The 15,861-nt window shown below is 71.5% G+C and carries 14 protein-coding genes; 11 read left to right on the top strand and 3 right to left on the bottom strand.

The genetic code is table 11. The features are described 5' to 3' along the window. Positions 1 to 15 precede the first annotated feature (15 nt). From EFL26_RS03535 to EFL26_RS03525, 3 genes are read right to left on the bottom strand one after another with little or no spacing between them, the layout of a single operon-like run. Positions 16 to 855 carry an ABC transporter permease gene (locus EFL26_RS03535; protein ID WP_123221512.1) on the bottom strand — a complete coding sequence of 280 codons (840 nt, stop codon included), beginning with the start codon at positions 853 to 855 and terminating at the stop codon, positions 16 to 18. After that, a complete protein-coding gene (locus EFL26_RS03530) occupies positions 848 to 1,684 on the bottom strand; it encodes an ABC transporter ATP-binding protein (RefSeq protein WP_123221511.1) in 837 nt (278 codons plus the stop codon). Before EFL26_RS03530 ends, EFL26_RS03535 begins: the two co-directional genes overlap by 8 nt. A 1-nt stretch (position 1,685) precedes the next feature. After that, positions 1,686 to 2,711 carry an ABC transporter substrate-binding protein gene (locus EFL26_RS03525; RefSeq protein ID WP_123221510.1) on the bottom strand — a complete coding sequence of 342 codons (1,026 nt, stop codon included), beginning with the start codon at positions 2,709 to 2,711 and terminating at the stop codon, positions 1,686 to 1,688. A gap of 143 nt (positions 2,712 to 2,854) precedes the next feature. Here EFL26_RS03525 and EFL26_RS03520 point away from each other — a divergent pair, with 143 nt between their 5' ends. The 11 genes from EFL26_RS03520 (at position 2,855) to EFL26_RS03470 (ending at position 15,797) form a co-directional block, all read left to right on the top strand. Further along, complete coding sequence (locus EFL26_RS03520) at positions 2,855 to 4,186, top strand: MFS transporter (protein ID WP_183408008.1); 1,332 nt, start codon at positions 2,855 to 2,857, stop codon at positions 4,184 to 4,186. 9 nt (positions 4,187 to 4,195) lie between these two features. Further along, complete coding sequence (locus EFL26_RS03515; protein ID WP_123221508.1) at positions 4,196 to 5,167, top strand: lytic transglycosylase domain-containing protein; 972 nt, start codon at positions 4,196 to 4,198, stop codon at positions 5,165 to 5,167. Between the two features lie 73 nt (positions 5,168 to 5,240). Next, on the top strand, positions 5,241 to 6,269 hold the full coding sequence (locus tag EFL26_RS03510; RefSeq protein WP_221176831.1) for a LacI family DNA-binding transcriptional regulator: 1,029 nt from the start codon (positions 5,241 to 5,243) through the stop codon (positions 6,267 to 6,269). Between the two features lie 26 nt (positions 6,270 to 6,295). Next, positions 6,296 to 7,330 (top strand): aldose epimerase family protein, encoded by a 1,035-nt coding sequence (locus tag EFL26_RS03505; protein ID WP_123221507.1) that lies wholly within the window; start codon positions 6,296 to 6,298, stop codon positions 7,328 to 7,330. A 157-nt stretch (positions 7,331 to 7,487) separates the two neighbouring features. Beyond that, entirely contained in the window at positions 7,488 to 8,477 is a 990-nt protein-coding gene (locus EFL26_RS03500; protein ID WP_245999988.1) for an ABC transporter substrate-binding protein, read from the top strand. 197 nt (positions 8,478 to 8,674) lie between these two features. Beyond that, the gene (locus tag EFL26_RS03495) at positions 8,675 to 10,246 is read left to right on the top strand and encodes a sugar ABC transporter ATP-binding protein (protein ID WP_123221506.1); all 1,572 of its coding nucleotides are present in this window, start codon (positions 8,675 to 8,677) and stop codon (positions 10,244 to 10,246) included. Then, on the top strand, positions 10,239 to 11,339 hold the full coding sequence (locus EFL26_RS03490; protein WP_123221505.1) for an ABC transporter permease: 1,101 nt from the start codon (positions 10,239 to 10,241) through the stop codon (positions 11,337 to 11,339). Before EFL26_RS03495 ends, EFL26_RS03490 begins: the two co-directional genes overlap by 8 nt. Then, complete coding sequence (gene yjfF / locus EFL26_RS03485) at positions 11,336 to 12,352, top strand: galactofuranose ABC transporter, permease protein YjfF (RefSeq protein ID WP_123221504.1); 1,017 nt, start codon at positions 11,336 to 11,338, stop codon at positions 12,350 to 12,352. Before EFL26_RS03490 ends, yjfF begins: the two co-directional genes overlap by 4 nt. Next, entirely contained in the window at positions 12,349 to 13,413 is a 1,065-nt protein-coding gene (locus EFL26_RS03480; protein WP_221176830.1) for a LacI family DNA-binding transcriptional regulator, read from the top strand. The genes yjfF and EFL26_RS03480 overlap by 4 nt, the downstream gene beginning before the upstream one ends. Next, positions 13,414 to 15,123, top strand: a complete 1,710-nt coding sequence (gene araB, locus EFL26_RS03475; protein WP_123221502.1) for a ribulokinase — start codon at positions 13,414 to 13,416, stop codon at positions 15,121 to 15,123. Continuing rightward, positions 15,120 to 15,797 carry an L-ribulose-5-phosphate 4-epimerase gene (locus EFL26_RS03470; protein ID WP_123221501.1) on the top strand — a complete coding sequence of 226 codons (678 nt, stop codon included), beginning with the start codon at positions 15,120 to 15,122 and terminating at the stop codon, positions 15,795 to 15,797. Before araB ends, EFL26_RS03470 begins: the two co-directional genes overlap by 4 nt. The last annotated feature ends 64 nt before the right edge of the window (positions 15,798 to 15,861 follow it).

Here is a 15,861-nt window from a genome sequence, read left to right as displayed (position 1 = left end):
GGACGTGGCAGGGGCTCAGGCGCGCCAGCGGGACAGCCGGCGCTCGAGGGCGACCAGGCCGTAGTTGACGGCCAGCCCCAGCGCCGAGGTGGTGAGGATGGCGGCGTACATCGGTGCGATCAGGAAGTTGTTCTGGGCGTAGTTGATGAAGTAGCCCAGGCCCGCAGTGGCGCCGATCATCTCCGCGGCGATCAGCACGAGCACCGCGGCGGCCCCGGCGATCCGGATGCCGGTGAAGATCGTCGGCAGGGCCGCCGGGAACACCACCTTGCGGAACGTGGCGACCGGCGACAGGCCCAGCACGCGCGCCGACCGCAGCAGCTGCGGGTCGACGTTGCCGACGCCGCTGATCGTGTTCAGCAGCACCGGGAAGAAGCAGGCGTAGGTGACGATCGCGATCTTCGAGGTCTCCCCGATGCCGAGGATCAGCACGAAGACCGGCAGCAGCGCCAGCGCGGCGGTGTTGCGGAACAGCTCGAGCGGTGGGGTGAGCACCTCGCGCACCGGCCGGTACCACGCGACCGCGGCCCCGAGCGGGATGGCGAGCGCGAGGGCGAGGCCGAAGCCGGTGGCCGATCGGACCACGCTGGCCTCGAGGTGCCGGAGCAGCTCGCCCGAGCGGGCCAGGTCCCACCACGCCTGCGCCACCTGCGACAGCGGCGGCACGAAGTAGTCGTTGACCAGCCCGACCCGGGGAGCGATCTCCCAGATCGCGGCGAGCAGCACGATCCCGGTGAGCCCGCGGGCGAGGGAGGCCAGGCCGGTGCCCAGGCGCGGCGCCGCGGTGACCTCGGCGGCCTCCTCCTGGCGGGGGTTCGGCCGGGCCGCGGTGCGTTCGAGGAGGAGGTCAGGCAACGCGACCGACCTCCTCCGCCTCGGCCCGGGCCGGGTCGTCCACCGTCTCCAGGTCGGAGCGCAGCAGGCTCCAGACCTGGTGCCGGTGGCGGGCGAACTCCGGCGTCGACCGGACGTCCTGGTCGGGGTGGTCGCGGTCGAGGTCGATGTCGACCACGGCCTTGATCCGTCCCGGTCGGCTGCTCATCACACCCACGCGCTGGCCGAGGAAGACCGCCTCGTCGATGTCGTGGGTGATGAAGACGATCGTGGTGCCGGTCCGTCGCCAGATCGCGAGCAGCTCGCGCTGCAGCCGCTCGCGGGTCTGGGCGTCGAGCGCGCCGTACGGCTCGTCCATGAGCAGCACCTCGGGCTCGTAGGAGAGGCTGCGTGCGATCGCCACGCGCTGCTTCATGCCGCCGGAGAGCTCGTGCGGGTAGCGGTCGGCGAACTCGTCGAGCCCGACCAGGTCGAGGTACTGGCGGGCCCGCTCACGGCGTTCCCTCCGGCTGAGTCCGCCGGCCGCCTCGAGGGCGAACTCCACGTTCCCCTGCGCGGTGCGCCAGGGCAGCAGGGTGTACTGCTGGAACACGAAGCCGCGGTCGAGTCCGGGCTGGTCGACGACGCGGTCGCCGACCCTGATCGAACCCGCAGCAGGGCGGTTGAGCCCGCTGATCAGGTCGAGCACCGTGGACTTGCCGCAGCCGCTGGGGCCGACCAGCACGAACAGCTCACCGGCCCGGATCGAGAGGTCGAGCCCCTCCAGGGCGACGAACTGCTGGCGCCGGCCCTGCCGGTCGCGGACGTGGAACACCTGGCGGACGCCGTCCAGCTCGATGGCGCTGCTCATGTCAGCCCTCCTCGGCGTACGGGTTGAACTTGTTGGTGTAGATGTCGGAGGCCTTGATCGAGTCGGCCTTCACGTCACCGCGCGACTTCAGCCAGTCGAGCCAGAGGTCGAAGTCCTTGTCCCGGATCAGGCCCGCGTGCGTGGCGATGCCGGTGCCCTTCCACAGGGTCAGCGCCTTCGCGTCGTCGGGCCGGCCCTGCGCGGTGAGCCAGGCCTGGAGCTTGGCGCGCACCTCGTCGGCGCTGTGCGTCTCGGTGTAGACGAGCGCCTTGGCCATCCCGGCGACGAACTTCTTGGTCAGCGCCGGGTTCTGCTTGATGAACTGGTCACGCAGGACGATGCTGCCGCCGTTGTAGGGACCGACCAGGTCGACGTCGGTGGTGAGCACCTTCAGCCCGGGGCGGCTCAGCGCCGACTCCTGCAAGGCGCCGCCGAGGTACGCCGCATCGACCTTGCCCTCGCGCAGGGCCGCCTCCTCGTTGATGCCGGGGAGCGGCACCAGCGTGACCTTCTTGATCTGGTCCTGGGTCAGGCCGCCCTTGGCCAGGAAGGTGTCCAGCACCGCCTCGGCGTTGGCGCCGAGCGTGTTGACCGCGACCTTCTCGCCGATCAGGTCCTTCGCGGAGGTGACGCCTCCGTCCGCCTTCACCAGGATCCCGGCCTGCACCGTGTCGGAGGACCCGTAGTAGGAGATCACCGAGGTGATCGGCGCGCCGGTCGACGCGATCTGCGCGATCGCGCCGTTGAAGGCGGCGCCGTAGTCGACCTGGTTGCTGACCAGGGCCTGGATGGACTGCGGTCCGCCCTGCACCGTGCCGACGTACTTCAGCCGGACGCCGTCGAGGTCGCCGAGCGCCGCGGCGAGCTCGGGGAGGTTCACCGAGCCCTGGTAGCCCTGGTAGCGGATGGTGTTGCTCGAGCCGCCGGCCGCGGCCTCGCTCTCGGCGCAACCGGTGAGACCCACTCCCGCGAGCAGGAGGGCGGCAGAGGCGGCCGCGATCTTGGTGGCGACGGTGGGGACTCTCATCGAGGAACCTTTCAACTGTTTGTCTACTGGAATAGTAGAGATTACACGACGATGCCGTCTCCGCAACTCGGGGGATCCGTCCCCGAGCGGTCCGGATCCCCGATGCGACTGCGGAGTCCTCTCCGAGGTGGAAGCATGCGGAGGTGAGCCCACGTCGAGGTGGAATCCGTGAGATGTGGCTCGAGGCCGGTACGCCGGCGCGGGTCGCGTTGCCCGCCGTGGCCATCGACTGCATCGGCACCGGGCTGGTCCTGCCGTTCTACGTGGTCTACTTCCGCGACGTCCGGCACATCCCGGTCACCCACATCGGGTTCCTCGTGGCGTTGCCCTTCGTGCTCTCGGCGATCGCGTCCGGGCCGGTCGGCTCGGTGGTCGACCGGATCGGTGTACGGACCGTCCTGGTCCTGTCGATGCTCAGCCTGGCGGGAGCCCAGATCCTGATGTCCGCCGCCGAGACCGAGCTCGCGATCGCCGTCGCGCTCGCGGTGCTCGGCTTGGGGTTCGTCGGGCAGGCGGTCGCGTTGATGACCTTCCTGGGGAGCGTCCTGCCGTCGTCCCTGCGACAGCGGTACTTCGGGCTGCGGTTCGCGACCATGAACCTCGGCATGGCGTTCGGCGGTGTCGTGAGCGGCCTCTTCGTGTCGCTGGGCCGCCCGTCGAGCTTCAGCCAGGTCTTCCTGGGCGACAGTGCGTCGTACCTGATCGCGCTCGCGATCTTCCTGGCTGCGATCGGTCTGCACCGGCCGGTCATCGAGCCGGTCGCGGACGACGGCGACGACGGACCGCCAGTGCGTGGGTACGGCGTCGTCCTGCGCGACCCTGTGACCATCCCGCTCGTGGGCCTCGCGCTGCTCATCGGCGTGGTCGGCTACACCCAGCTGAACGTGGGATTCCCGGCGTTCGCCCGGTCGGTGGGCGCCACGCCGCGCACGCTCGGGGTCGCCTTCGCCGCGAACGGCGTGGTCATCGTTCTGGCGCAGCTCGCGGTGGTCTCCAGGCTCGGTGGGGTACGCCGAACCCGCGCCCTCGCGTTGGTCGCCGCTCTCTGGTTCGTGGTGTGGGGTCTGGTCGGCCTCACCCAGGTCGTGGGGTCCGGCACAGCGATCGCGGTGATGCTCGTCGGCTCCTCCGCCATCTTCGCGCTGGGCGAGACCCTGCTCCAGCCGACCCTGCCCGCCATCACGAACGACGTCGCGACCGACGAGGTGCGGGGCCGCTACAACGCGCTCGTCGCAGGGGCGGAGCAGGCCAGCTTCGTCCTGGGGTCGGTCATCGCGGGCCTGCTGATCGGACAGGGTGCCCGCACCGCCTACGTGGTTCTCCTCTGCGGAGGTTGCCTGGGTGTGGCTCTCCTGGCGACCCGGGTCCTCGAGCGACGCCTCGACCCGGTCGCGAACGGACTGCGTCCGGCCCTGGTCGTCCAGCCCGTCGACCCCTCGCCGGAGGCGGACGGCACCGCCTTGCCCAGGGTGTAGGACAGGGGCATGGCCGACGACAGCCGCGGCCGCGTCTCCGCGGCTCTGCTCCTCGCTCGAGGCGCGGTGGCCGTCGCGATCACCGCGGCCCTGCTGGCGTCGTGCAGCAGCGGGGAGCAAGCGCGGCGCGACCCCTCGGCGAGTGCGTCCCCGAGCGCAGCCCCTCGGGAGTCCAGCGGTCGGACCCCGCCCCCTTCGGCCGCACCGTCAGGACGTCCCGGCGACGCGCAGGCCCCGAGCGTCGGCGACGCGGACACGTTGGCCGGCCAGCTGGACCGAGCGGTGACGACGTTGCGCAAGCGGGACGCCACCGTGGACGAGGTGCGGAAGGCGGGCGAGTTCCAGCAGCTCGCCGTACGCGCACTCGCCCGCGCCTCACACCCGTTTCGGCGCCAGGTGCTCGCCTCGCTTCGACCCGCTACGGCCCGCGAGACCCGCGCGCAGCTCACGGCGGCGGACCTGCTCACCGCCCTGACCGAGCCCCGGGTGAAGTTCCCACCCTGGCGGATCCTGGAGCCGCCGCAGCCGGAGGTGCTGCTCGCCTACTACCGCGAGGCGGAGCGCCTCACCGGCGTCCCGTGGACCTACCTCGCCGCGATCCACCTGGTCGAGACCCGGATGGGCCGCATCCGCGGCCCGAGCACGGCAGGCGCCCTCGGTCCGATGCAGTTCATGCCGGCGACCTGGGCGAGGTACGGCGCCGGGGGCGACATCAACGACCCGCGCGACGCGGTGCTCGCCGCCGCCCGGTTGCTGAAGGACCACGGCGCGCCCGGCGACATGGCCGGAGCGTTGTGGCACTACAACCCCTCGTCGCGGTACGTCGGCGCGGTCACGGCGTACGCCCGGACGATGCAGGAGTCGGCCTCGGCCTACCGCGGCTACTGGCACTGGCAGGTGTTCTGCCAGCTCAGACGCGGTGCGTACCTGCTCCCGGTGGGCTACCCCGACGTGCGTCCGGTGCCGTTGCCCGGCGGGTAGGAGCCGGACCCTCGCGGGCGCCGGCTGTCCGACATCCCGGTGTGGAGGCCTCCCGATCCCTACGATGAACGCCATGACGGAGCCGCGGGACCGCCGGGAGGGTCGCTCGCCGAGCATGGCCGACGTGGCCAAGCACGCGGGCGTCTCGCACCAGACGGTCTCGCGCGTGCTCAACGACTCGCCCCTGGTCCGGCCCGACACCCGCGAGCGGGTGCTCGCCGCGATCGAGCACCTCGGCTATCGCCGCAACATGGCCGCGCGCATGCTGGCCACCAACCGCTCCGGGCGGATCGGCATGGTCTCGGCCCACCTGGTGCTCTACGGCCCGAGCATGATCAGCGCCGCCGTCCAGGAGGTCGGGCACGCGGCCGGGTACGACGTGTCGCTGGTCGGGCTCGCCGACACCTCCGCAGCATGCCTGCGCGAGGCCGTGGACCGACTGCTCGACCAGGCCGTCGAGGCGCTCGTGGTCGCGGTCGCGCACAACGAGGCGCTCGCGGCGACCAAGGCCCTCGACCTCTCCATCCCGGTCGTGCTCACCCAGGGCGTCTCGGCCGGGCAGCCGATGGCCGCGGGCATCGACCAGCACGCCGGCGCACTCGTCGCCACCGAGCGCCTCCTCGACCTCGGGCACCACCACGTCGCCCACGTCACCGGGCCGCTGGACTGGGTCGAGGCGGTGCAGCGCCGCGACGGCTGGCGGGCCGCACACACCGCCCGCGGCCTGCTGCCCGGCCCGGAGCTCACCGGCGACTGGTCGGCCCAGAGCGGCTACGAGGCCGGCCTGCTGATCGCCGACGACCCGGACACCACGGCCGTCTTCGCCGCCAACGACGCGATGGCGCTCGGGCTGCTCAAGGCGCTGCACGAGCGCGGTCGCAGGGTGCCCGAGGAGGTCAGTGTCGCCGGCTTCGACGACGTGCCCGAGGCGGCGTACTACTGGCCCGGCCTGACCACCGTCCGGCAGGACTTCACCGAGCTCGGCACGCGTGCCGTCGAGCTCGCCCTGCGGGCCCTCAAGGGTGAGCCGGACGCGTCGCTGGACCTGGTCGTGCCCCGGCTGGTGGAGCGCGACTCGACCGCGCCGGCACGCCCCTCCTGAGCGACCCGGCTGTTAACGTTCACATCATGGCGGTCAGCGACTTCGGCGTCCTTCCCGACGGACGCCCCGTGCGCCGGCTGCGGCTCGGTCGCGCACCCGGCCCGGTGCTGAGCGTGCTCGACCTCGGCGCCACCGTGCAGGGCCTCGCGGTGACCTGCGGCGACGGCGAGCGCCGGGAGGTCGTGCTGGGGCAGGGCTCGGTCGAGGACTACCTCGCCTCGACCGACTACCTCGGCAGCACGGTCGGCCGCTACGCCAACCGGATCGCCGCGGGCAGGTTCCCGCTCGACGGGCAGGAGGTGCAGGTCGGCGTCAACGACCGCGGCAACCACCTGCACGGCGGGCCCGACGGCTTCGACGGGCGGCTGTGGCAGGTCGAGGAGCACTCCGACTCCCACGCCCGGCTGACGCTCGAGAGCCCCGACGGCGACCAGGGCTTCCCCGGCACGCTCCTCGCGGGCGTCCGGTACGACGTGCTCGAGGACCGCGTCGTCATCGCCCTCGAGGCGCGCACGGATGCACCCACCGTGGTCAACCTGACCAACCACGCCTACGTGAACCTCGACGGCGTGGGCCGGGGCACCGTCGACGACCACGAGCTCACCGTGCACGCCGACGAGTACACCCCGGTCGACGCGGACGGCATCCCGCTCGGCGACCACGCCACCGTGACCGGCACGCCGTTCGACCTCCGCGAGGCGACCCGACTCGGGTCCGTCGTCCGGTCCGGGCACGAGCAGGTGGCGGCGGTCCGAGGCGTCGACCACAACTTCGTCCTGCGCGGCGAAGGCATGCGGCCGGCGGCCGTGCTGACCTCCCGGCGTACCGCGACCACGATGGAGCTGCACACCGACCAGCCGGGGCTGCAGGTCTACACCGGCAACTTCCTGGACGGCAGTCGGCCCTCCGCGACGGGCGGTCGCTACCGCCAGGGCGACGGCATCGCGCTCGAGCCGCAGCTGTTCCCCGACACCCCGAACCATCCGGCTTGGCCGAGCGCGGTCCTGCGCCCCGGCGAGGTCTACCGGGCCTCGATCGAGTGGCGGTTCGGGACGTCCTGATCCGGACGTTTCGGCCGGCTCGGAAGTGAACGTTCACATCACCGACGAGAAAGTCGCTCCAGGTTCTTGACGAGGAGGAATGTTAGCGCTCACACTCGTGCCCAGTGACGCCGGTCACAGAGGGCGGCAGCGCCCGATGATCGAGAGGTGAACAGTGGTGGCAAACAAGTTCCTGGTCGCGGCGAGCGCGATCGTCCTGGGCTCCGTGGCGCTCACGGGATGCGGCAACTCGGGCTCGTCGGGCAGCAAGAGCGGCGGCACGATCACGATGGGCTTCGCCCAGGTCGGGGCGGAGAGCGGGTGGCGCACCGCGAACACCAAGTCCATCCAGGAGACGGCCAAGAAGGACGGCATCAAGCTGAAGTTCTCCGACGCGCAGCAGAAGCAGGAGAACCAGATCAAGGCGATCCGCTCCTACATCCAGCAGAAGGTCGACGTGATCGCCTTCAGCCCGGTCGTCGAGACCGGCTGGGACGCCGTGCTCCAGGAGGCCAAGCGCGCGCACATCCCGGTGATCCTCACCGACCGTGCCGTCGACTCGAAGGACACGTCCCTCTACAAGACCTTCCTCGGCTCGGACTTCGTCAAGGAGGGCCAGAAGGCCGGGCAGTGGCTGCTCGACAACGCCTCCACCTCCGACGTGAACGGCGACGGCAAGATCAACGTCGTCGAGATCGAGGGCACCACCGGCGCTGCTCCCGCGATCGACCGGAAGAAGGGCTTCGAGGACACCATCGCCTCGGACAGCAAGATCAAGGTGATCGCGTCCCAGACCGGTGACTTCACGCGTGACGGCGGCAAGCAGGTCATGGAGGCGTTCCTGAAGTCCCAGAAGGGCATCGACGTCCTCTTCGCGCACAACGACGACGAGGGCCTCGGCGCCATCGAGGCGATCAAGGCGGCCGGTCTCACGCCCGGCAAGGACATCAAGATCATCACGATCGACGCCACCCACGACGGCATGACCGCGCTGTCGCAGGGCGAGATCAACTACATCGTCGAGTGCAACCCGCTGCTCGGGCCCCAGCTGATGGACCTGGCCAAGAAGGTCGTCGACGGGAAGTCGGTCCCGCAGCGCGTGGTCACCGAGGAGACCGCGTTCGACCAGGCGCAGGCGACGGCGGCCCTGCCCACCCGGCAGTACTGAGCAACCCCTTCCGGGCCCGGCCGGCGGTCGGCACGACCTGCCAGAGGACCGCCGCCGGGCCCTTCCAAGAAGGGGAGAAAGACGCGACGCCGCTGCTGCGGGTCGCTCCTGGGGCCGCCGGGTCGTCCCGATCGGGACGGCCCGGCGGCGGGCCCGGGACCGCTCGAACCCAGGAAGCAAGACGCGGGAGAGGGAAGATGACGCAGATGGACACCGAGTCACCAGCCGTGGCGAGAGGTACGTCGGACCCGGTGATCGAGATGCGCGGCATCTCGATCGCGTTCGGCGGCGTCCCGGCTCTCGACGACGTCGACCTGCGGCTGTTCCCCGGCGAGGTGCACGCGCTCATGGGGGAGAACGGCGCTGGCAAGTCCACGATGATCAAGGCGCTCACCGGCGTCTACTCCATCGACTCCGGCACGGTCGTCCTGGACGGCGAGGAGCAGCAGTTCTCCTCCCCGGCGGCCTCGCAGGCCGCGGGCATCAGCACCGTCTACCAGGAGATCAACCTGGTCCCGAACCTCACCGTCGCCGAGAACATGCTGCTCGGCCGCGAGCCCCGCCGCCGCGGAGGCATCGACTTCAAGGCGATGAACCGGCAGGCGGCCGCGTCCCTCGAGCGCCTCGGCATCTCCGTCGACCCGGCGTCCGAGCTCGGCTCGCACCCGATCGCCGTGCAGCAGCTGGTCGCGATCGCGCGCGGCGTCGACGTCGACGCGCGGGTGCTCATCCTCGACGAGCCGACCTCCAGCCTCGACGCCGACGAGGTCGAGATGCTGTTCTCGGTGATGCGGACGCTGCGCGACCACGGCGTCGCGATCGTGTTCGTCTCGCACTTCCTCGACCAGGTCTTCGAGATCAGCGACCGGATGACGGTGCTGCGCAACGGCCGGCTCGTCGGCGAGGTGCTCACCGAGGAGACCACCCAGCTCGAGGTCGTGCGGATGATGATCGGCCACGAGCTCGCCGCCCTCGAGCGTCTGGAGAGCGCCAGTGGCGCGGGCGTCGACCGCTCCGCGCGCCCCGTGCTCAAGGCCCTCGGGCTCGGGCGGAAGGGCTCGCTGGAGGCCACCGACCTCGACGTCTACGAGGGTGAGGTCGTCGGCATCGCCGGGCTCCTCGGCTCCGGCCGCACCGAGCTCGCCCGGCTGCTCTTCGGCGCCGACACGGCCGACCACGGATCACTGCAGGTCGAGGACGACCGCAGCCACCTGCGGAGCCCGCGGCACGCGATCCAGCGCAAGCTCGCCTTCTCGAGCGAGAACCGCCGCGCCGAGGGTGTGATCGAGGACCTCACCCTGGCCGACAACATGCTGCTCGCGCTCCAGGCCCGGCGCGGCTGGATGCGGCCGATCCCGGCGGCGATGCGCACCCGGCTGGTCCGGCAGTACATCGAGGCGCTCGACATCCGGCCGCCCGACCCGAACGCGCTGATGCGCAACCTCAGCGGCGGCAACCAGCAGAAGGTGCTGCTCGCGCGGTGGCTGATCACCGAGCCGCAGGTGCTGATCCTCGACGAGCCGACCCGGGGCATCGACATCGGGGCCAAGGCGCAGATCCAGCAGCTGGTCGCCGACCTCGCGCAGCAGGGAGTCGCGGTGGTGTTCATCTCCGCCGAGCTCGAGGAGGTGCTGCGACTCAGCGACCGAGTCGTGGTCATGCGCGACCGGGAGAAGGTCGCCGAACGGCTCAACGACGACCTCACGGTCGCCGACGTGCTCGAGATCATCGCCGGCTCGGCCCGGCAGGAGGAACCGTCAGATGCCTGAGACCCTCACGCCGGAGCGGCAGGAGGCGACCGCCTCGCACGCAGGGGCCGGCCCGGCCGCACGCCTGGCGGCCCGGCTCTCCGGGAGCACGCTGGTCTGGCCCGTGCTCGCCCTGGCCGCGCTCGTCGTCGTGAACCTCGTGGTGCACCCCGACTTCCTGTCGGTGCGCGTCCAGGACGGCGACCTCTACGGCAACGTCATCGACATCCTGCGCAACGCCGCCCCCGTGCTGCTGATCGGGCTCGGCATGACCCTGGTCATCGCCACGCGTGGCATCGACCTCTCGGTCGGCGCGGTCGCGGCGATCGCGGGAGCGGTCGCCTGCGTCTCGATCACCGGCTCGTCCCACGAGTCCGCCCTGAGCACCGCGGTCGTGGCCAGCTCGCTCGCGCTGGCGACCTGCATCGCGCTGGGCCTGTGGAACGGCTTCCTGGTCGCGGTCCTCGGGATCCAGCCGATCATCGCGACGCTGGTGCTGATGACCGCCGGTCGCGGCATCGCGATGCTGATCACCGGCGGCCAGATCACGCTGGTCCACAACACCCACTTCGACTTCCTCTCCAGCGGGTTCGTGCTCGCGCTGCCGTTCGCGATCCTGCTGGCCCTGGCGCTGTTCGCGATCACCGGGCTGCTCGCGCGCCGGACCGCGCTGGGCATGCTGATCGAGGCGGTCGGCATCAACCCCGAGGCCAGCCGGCTGGCCGGCGTACGCGCCCGCACGATCCTCTGGACGGTCTACGCGTTCTCCGGCCTGTGCGCCGGCCTGGCCGGGCTGATGATCTCGGCCAACACCAGCGCGGCCGACGCCAACAACAACGGGCTCTGGATCGAGCTGGACGCGATCCTCGCCGTCGTCATCGGCGGTACGTCGCTGGCCGGCGGCCGCTTCTCCCTGGTCGGCACGCTGGTCGGCGCCCTGTTCATCCAGACGCTGAAGACCACGATCAACGTGATCGGCATCCCGTCGGAGATGAACTACCTGTTCAAGGCGATCGCCGTGGTCGCGGTCTGCCTGCTGCAGTCGCCGAAGGCGCGCGCCCTGCTCACCGTCAGGCGACGAGCACGCGTCGGGACGAAGGCGGTTGCGGCATGACCACCGCCGACCCGCTCGCCCCGGCCGTCGCCGGCTCCGCCTGGGACCGGCTGCGCGGGTTCGCGCCGCCGAGCCGCTTCCTGCCGGTGATCACCACGTTCGCCCTGCTGGTGGGCATGTTCGGCGCGGGTGCGGTGCGCTACCCGGGGTTCTCGGATCCCCAGGTCGTGCTCAACCTGTTCATCGACAACTCGTTCCTGATCGTGCTCGCCGTGGGGATGACCTTCGTGATCCTCACCGGCGGCATCGACCTCAGCGTCGGTTCGGTCGTCGCGCTCTCCACGGTCGTGGCTGCGCGCACGATGGAGGCCGGATGGCCGCCGCTCGTGTCCTGCGTGCTGGTGATCCTGATCGGCTGCACCCTGGGGCTGCTGATGGGCCTGGCGATCCACTACTTCGACGTGCAGCCGTTCATCGCGACCCTCGCCGGGCTGTTCTTCGCGCGCGGACTCTGCTTCCTGCTCGCCGGTCGCCCGCTGCCGATCCACAACAAGTCCTTCTCGGGCTTCGCCGAGGCGAGCATCTCCCTGCCCGGCGGCTACTACACGACCTGGGCGGTCGTGATCGCCCTGCTGATCGTCGCCGTCGCGGCGTTTGTGCTGCACCGCACGCTGGTCGGCCGCACGGTCTACGCGATCGGCGGCAACGAGACCTCCGCGCTGCTGATGGGCCTGCCGGTCGCCCGGGTCAAGGTCGGGGTGTACGTCGTCAGCGGACTGTGCTCGGCCCTGGCCGGGCTCCTGTTCAGCCTCTACATGCTCTCCGGCTACAGCCTGCACGCAGTGGGCATGGAGCTCGACGCGATCGCCGCGGTCGTCATCGGTGGCACCCTGCTCACCGGCGGCCGCGGGTTCGTGGTCGGGTCGGTGCTGGGTGTGCTGGTGCTCGGCACCATCCAGACGTTCATCTCCTTCGACGGCACCCTCAGCTCGTGGTGGACCAAGATCGCCATCGGCGTCCTCCTCCTCGCCTTCGTCGTCGTCCAGCGCCTGGTCGTCCGGCGGCAACCATGAGCGACACCAGGAACGCGCGCTCGGGCCCCACGCGCGCGCCGGTCATGGCCGACGTGGCCCGGCTGGCCGGGGTGTCCCACCAGACCGTGTCGCGCGTGATCAACGGGCAGAGCAACCTGCGCCCGGCCACCCGGCTGCGGGTGGAGGAGGCGATCAAGCAGCTCGGCTACCGACCCAACTCCGCCGCGCGAGCGCTGGTCACCCGGCGCTCCGCGACGATCGGCGTGATCGGGTCCAAGAGCGGCTTCTGGGGGCCGAGCTCGATCCACCGCACGGTCCAGGCGGCCGGCCGGGAGGCCGGCTACTTCGTCAGCTCGGTCAACGTGCCCGACCTGACCCGCGCGGCCGTCGCCGACGCGGTCGACCACCTGCGTGACCAGGGCGTCGAGGGCATCGTGCTGATCGCCGCCAACGACGAGGCGCTCGACGTCGCCCGCGCCCAGGAGGCCGTCGGCATCCCGGTCGTGGTGGTCGAGGGCTCGCTTTACCAGGCCCGGTGGACCGTCGGTGTCGACCAGGCGGCGGGTGCCGAGCTGGCCACCCAGCACCTGCTCGGCCTCGGCCACACCGAGATCGTGCACGTCGCCGGACCCCTGGCCTGGACCGAGGCACGCGCCCGGCTCCAGGGCTGGCAGAACGCGATGCACGCCGCCGGGCTGCGGATCGCCCCGCACCTCGAGGGGGACTGGACCGCGGAGAGCGGCTACCGGCTCGGCGGCGACCTGGTGCGGCGTACCGACGTGACCGCGGTGTTCGCCGCCAACGACCAGATGGCCCTCGGCCTGCTCCGCGCCCTGTGGGAGGCCGGCCGCTCCGTGCCCGGTGACGTCAGCGTGGTCGGCTTCGACGACATCCCGGAGGCGGGCTTCCTCATCCCGCCGCTGACCACGGTTCGCCAGGACTTCGCCGAGGTCGGGCACCGCGCCATCGAGATGCTGCGGGCCGCGATCGCCGACGGCGGCCCCGACGGTGACGTGCCCGACCGGCTGGTCCAGCCGGAGCTCGTCGTCCGTGCCAGCACTGCAGCGCCGCGGCGCTCGAAGCGAAAGGCGAAGGCCTGAATGTCGCAGCACACCGGTCCCCACCAGTACGTCGTCGGAGTCGACTTCGGCACGTTGTCGGGGCGCGCGCTCGTCGTCCGGGTCGCTGACGGTGCCGAGCTCGGCACCGCCGTGCACGCGTACTCCCACGCGGTGCTCGACGACCGGCTCCCGGGTGGTACGCCGCTGCCTCCGGACTGGGCGCTGCAGGTGCCCGAGGACTACCGCGACGTGCTCCGCACCGCCGTGCCTGCCGCGATCGAGGCGGCCGGCATCGAACCGGCGGACGTGATCGGCATCGCCACCGACTTCACCGCCTGCACGATGGTGCCGACCCTGGCCGACGGGACGCCGCTCTGCGAGCTGCCCGGCCTCGCCGACCGGCCGCACGCCTACGTGAAGCTGTGGAAGCACCACGCCGCGCAGCCGCAGGCCGACCGGATCAACCGGCTCGCCGAGGAGCGGAGCGAGGCCTGGCTGCCCCGCTACGGCGGCCTGATCTCCTCGGAGTGGGAGTTCGCCAAGGGGCTCCAGCTCTTCGAGGAGGACCGCGAGCTCTACGACCGCATGGACCACTTCGTCGAGGCGGCCGACTGGATCGTCTGGCAGCTCTGCGGGGAGTACGTCCGCAACGCCTGCACCGCCGGCTACAAGGGCATCTACCAGGACGGGCACTACCCGTCGGCCGACTTCCTCGAGGCGCTTGCGCCGGGTTTCGCGGGCTTCGTGCCGGACAAGCTCGACCACCCGATCGGCCCGCTCGGTGCCCGCGCCGGCGGCCTCACCGCCGAGGCGGCGGCCTGGACTGGTCTGCCCGAGGGCATCGCGGTCGCGGTCGGCAACGTCGACGCGCACGTCACCGCGCCGGCGGCGCAGGCGGTCGGCCCGGGCCAGATGGTCGCGATCATGGGCACCTCGACCTGCCACGTGATGAGCTCCGACGTGCTCCACGAGGTCCCCGGCATGTGCGGGGTCGTCGACGGCGGCATCATCGCCGGCCGGTGGGGCTACGAGGCCGGGCAGAGCGGGGTCGGCGACATCTTCGGCTGGTTCACCGAGCAGGCCGTGCCCGCGGCGTACGCCGAGGCCGCTGCCGCCGCGGGCGAGTCGGTCCACGAGCACCTGACCCGGCTGGCCGCGCAGCAGGAGATCGGCGAGCACGGCCTGGTCGCCCTCGACTGGCACAGCGGCAACCGCTCGGTGCTGGTCGACCACGAGCTCTCCGGGCTGGTGATGGGGCTGACCCTGGCCACCCGGCCCGAGGACGTCTACCGCGCACTGCTGGAGGCCACCGCGTTCGGCACCCGCGTGATCGTCGAGGGCTTCCGCGACAGCGGCGTGGGGGTCGAGGAGTTCGTGGTGGCCGGCGGGCTCGCGAAGAACGAGCTGCTCATGCAGATCTACGCCGACGTCACCCGGCTGCCGCTCTCGGTGATCGGCTCCGAGCAGGGACCCGCACTCGGGTCCGCGATCCACGCCGCGGTCGCCGCCGGCGCGTACGCCGACGTGCCGCTCGCCGCGAAGAGCATGGGCCGGGTGCGTCGCGACGTGTTCGTGCCCGACGAGGAGCGGGCCGGCCGCTACGACGCGCTCTTCGCCGAGTACCTCGCGCTGCACGACGAGTTCGGGCGGCGTACGCCCGCGATGCGCAGGCTCAAGGCGATCCGGCGCGCGGCCGTCGAGCGGCGGCTGGCCGCCCAGGGAGCAACCGAGGCAGGGGAGGGACGATGACCGCGGTCACCGACGTGCAGGAGACCCTCGCCGCGCTGCGGCGCGAGGTGTGCGCGCTGCACGCCGAGCTCACCCGCTACCAGCTCGTCGTCTGGACGGCCGGCAACGTGTCCGCACGCGTGCCCGGCCGCGACCTGCTCGTGATCAAGCCGAGCGGGGTGTCCTACGACGCGCTGACCCCGGAGAACATGGTCGTCTGCGACCTCGACGGCCGCGTCGTCGAGGGTGACCACGCGCCGTCGTCGGACACCGAGGCGCAGGCCTACGTCTATCGACACCTGCCCGAGGTCGGCGGTGTGGTGCACACCCACTCGACGTACGCGACCGCGTGGGCGGCGCGTGCCGAGCCGATCCCGTGCGTGCTGACGATGGTCGCCGACGAGTTCGGCGGGGAGGTCCCGGTGGGCCCGTTCGCGATCATCGGCGACGACTCCATCGGACGCGGCATCGTCGAGACGCTCCGCGACAGCCGCTCCCCGGCGGTGCTGATGCAGAACCACGGTGTCTTCGCCGTCGGGCCGAACGCCCGCTCCGCGGTCAAGGCCGCGGTGATGTGCGAGGACGTCGCCCGCACGGTGCACATCTCCCGGCAGCTCGGCGCGCCCGTGCCGATCGCGCCGGCCGACGTCGACCGGTTGTTCGACCGCTACCAGAACGTCTACGGCCAGCGATGAGCCGCAGCCAGCACCACCCACCGGCGCCGACCCGCGCCGCGAACCCACCACGACGGACCACCCG

The sequence above is a fragment of the Nocardioides pocheonensis genome, assembly GCF_003725535.1.
Classification (GTDB): Bacteria; Actinomycetota; Actinomycetes; order Propionibacteriales; family Nocardioidaceae; genus Marmoricola; species Marmoricola pocheonensis.
The sequence above is the reverse complement of the archived record's forward strand: the minus strand, read 5'-3'. Positions and strand labels throughout refer to the sequence as shown.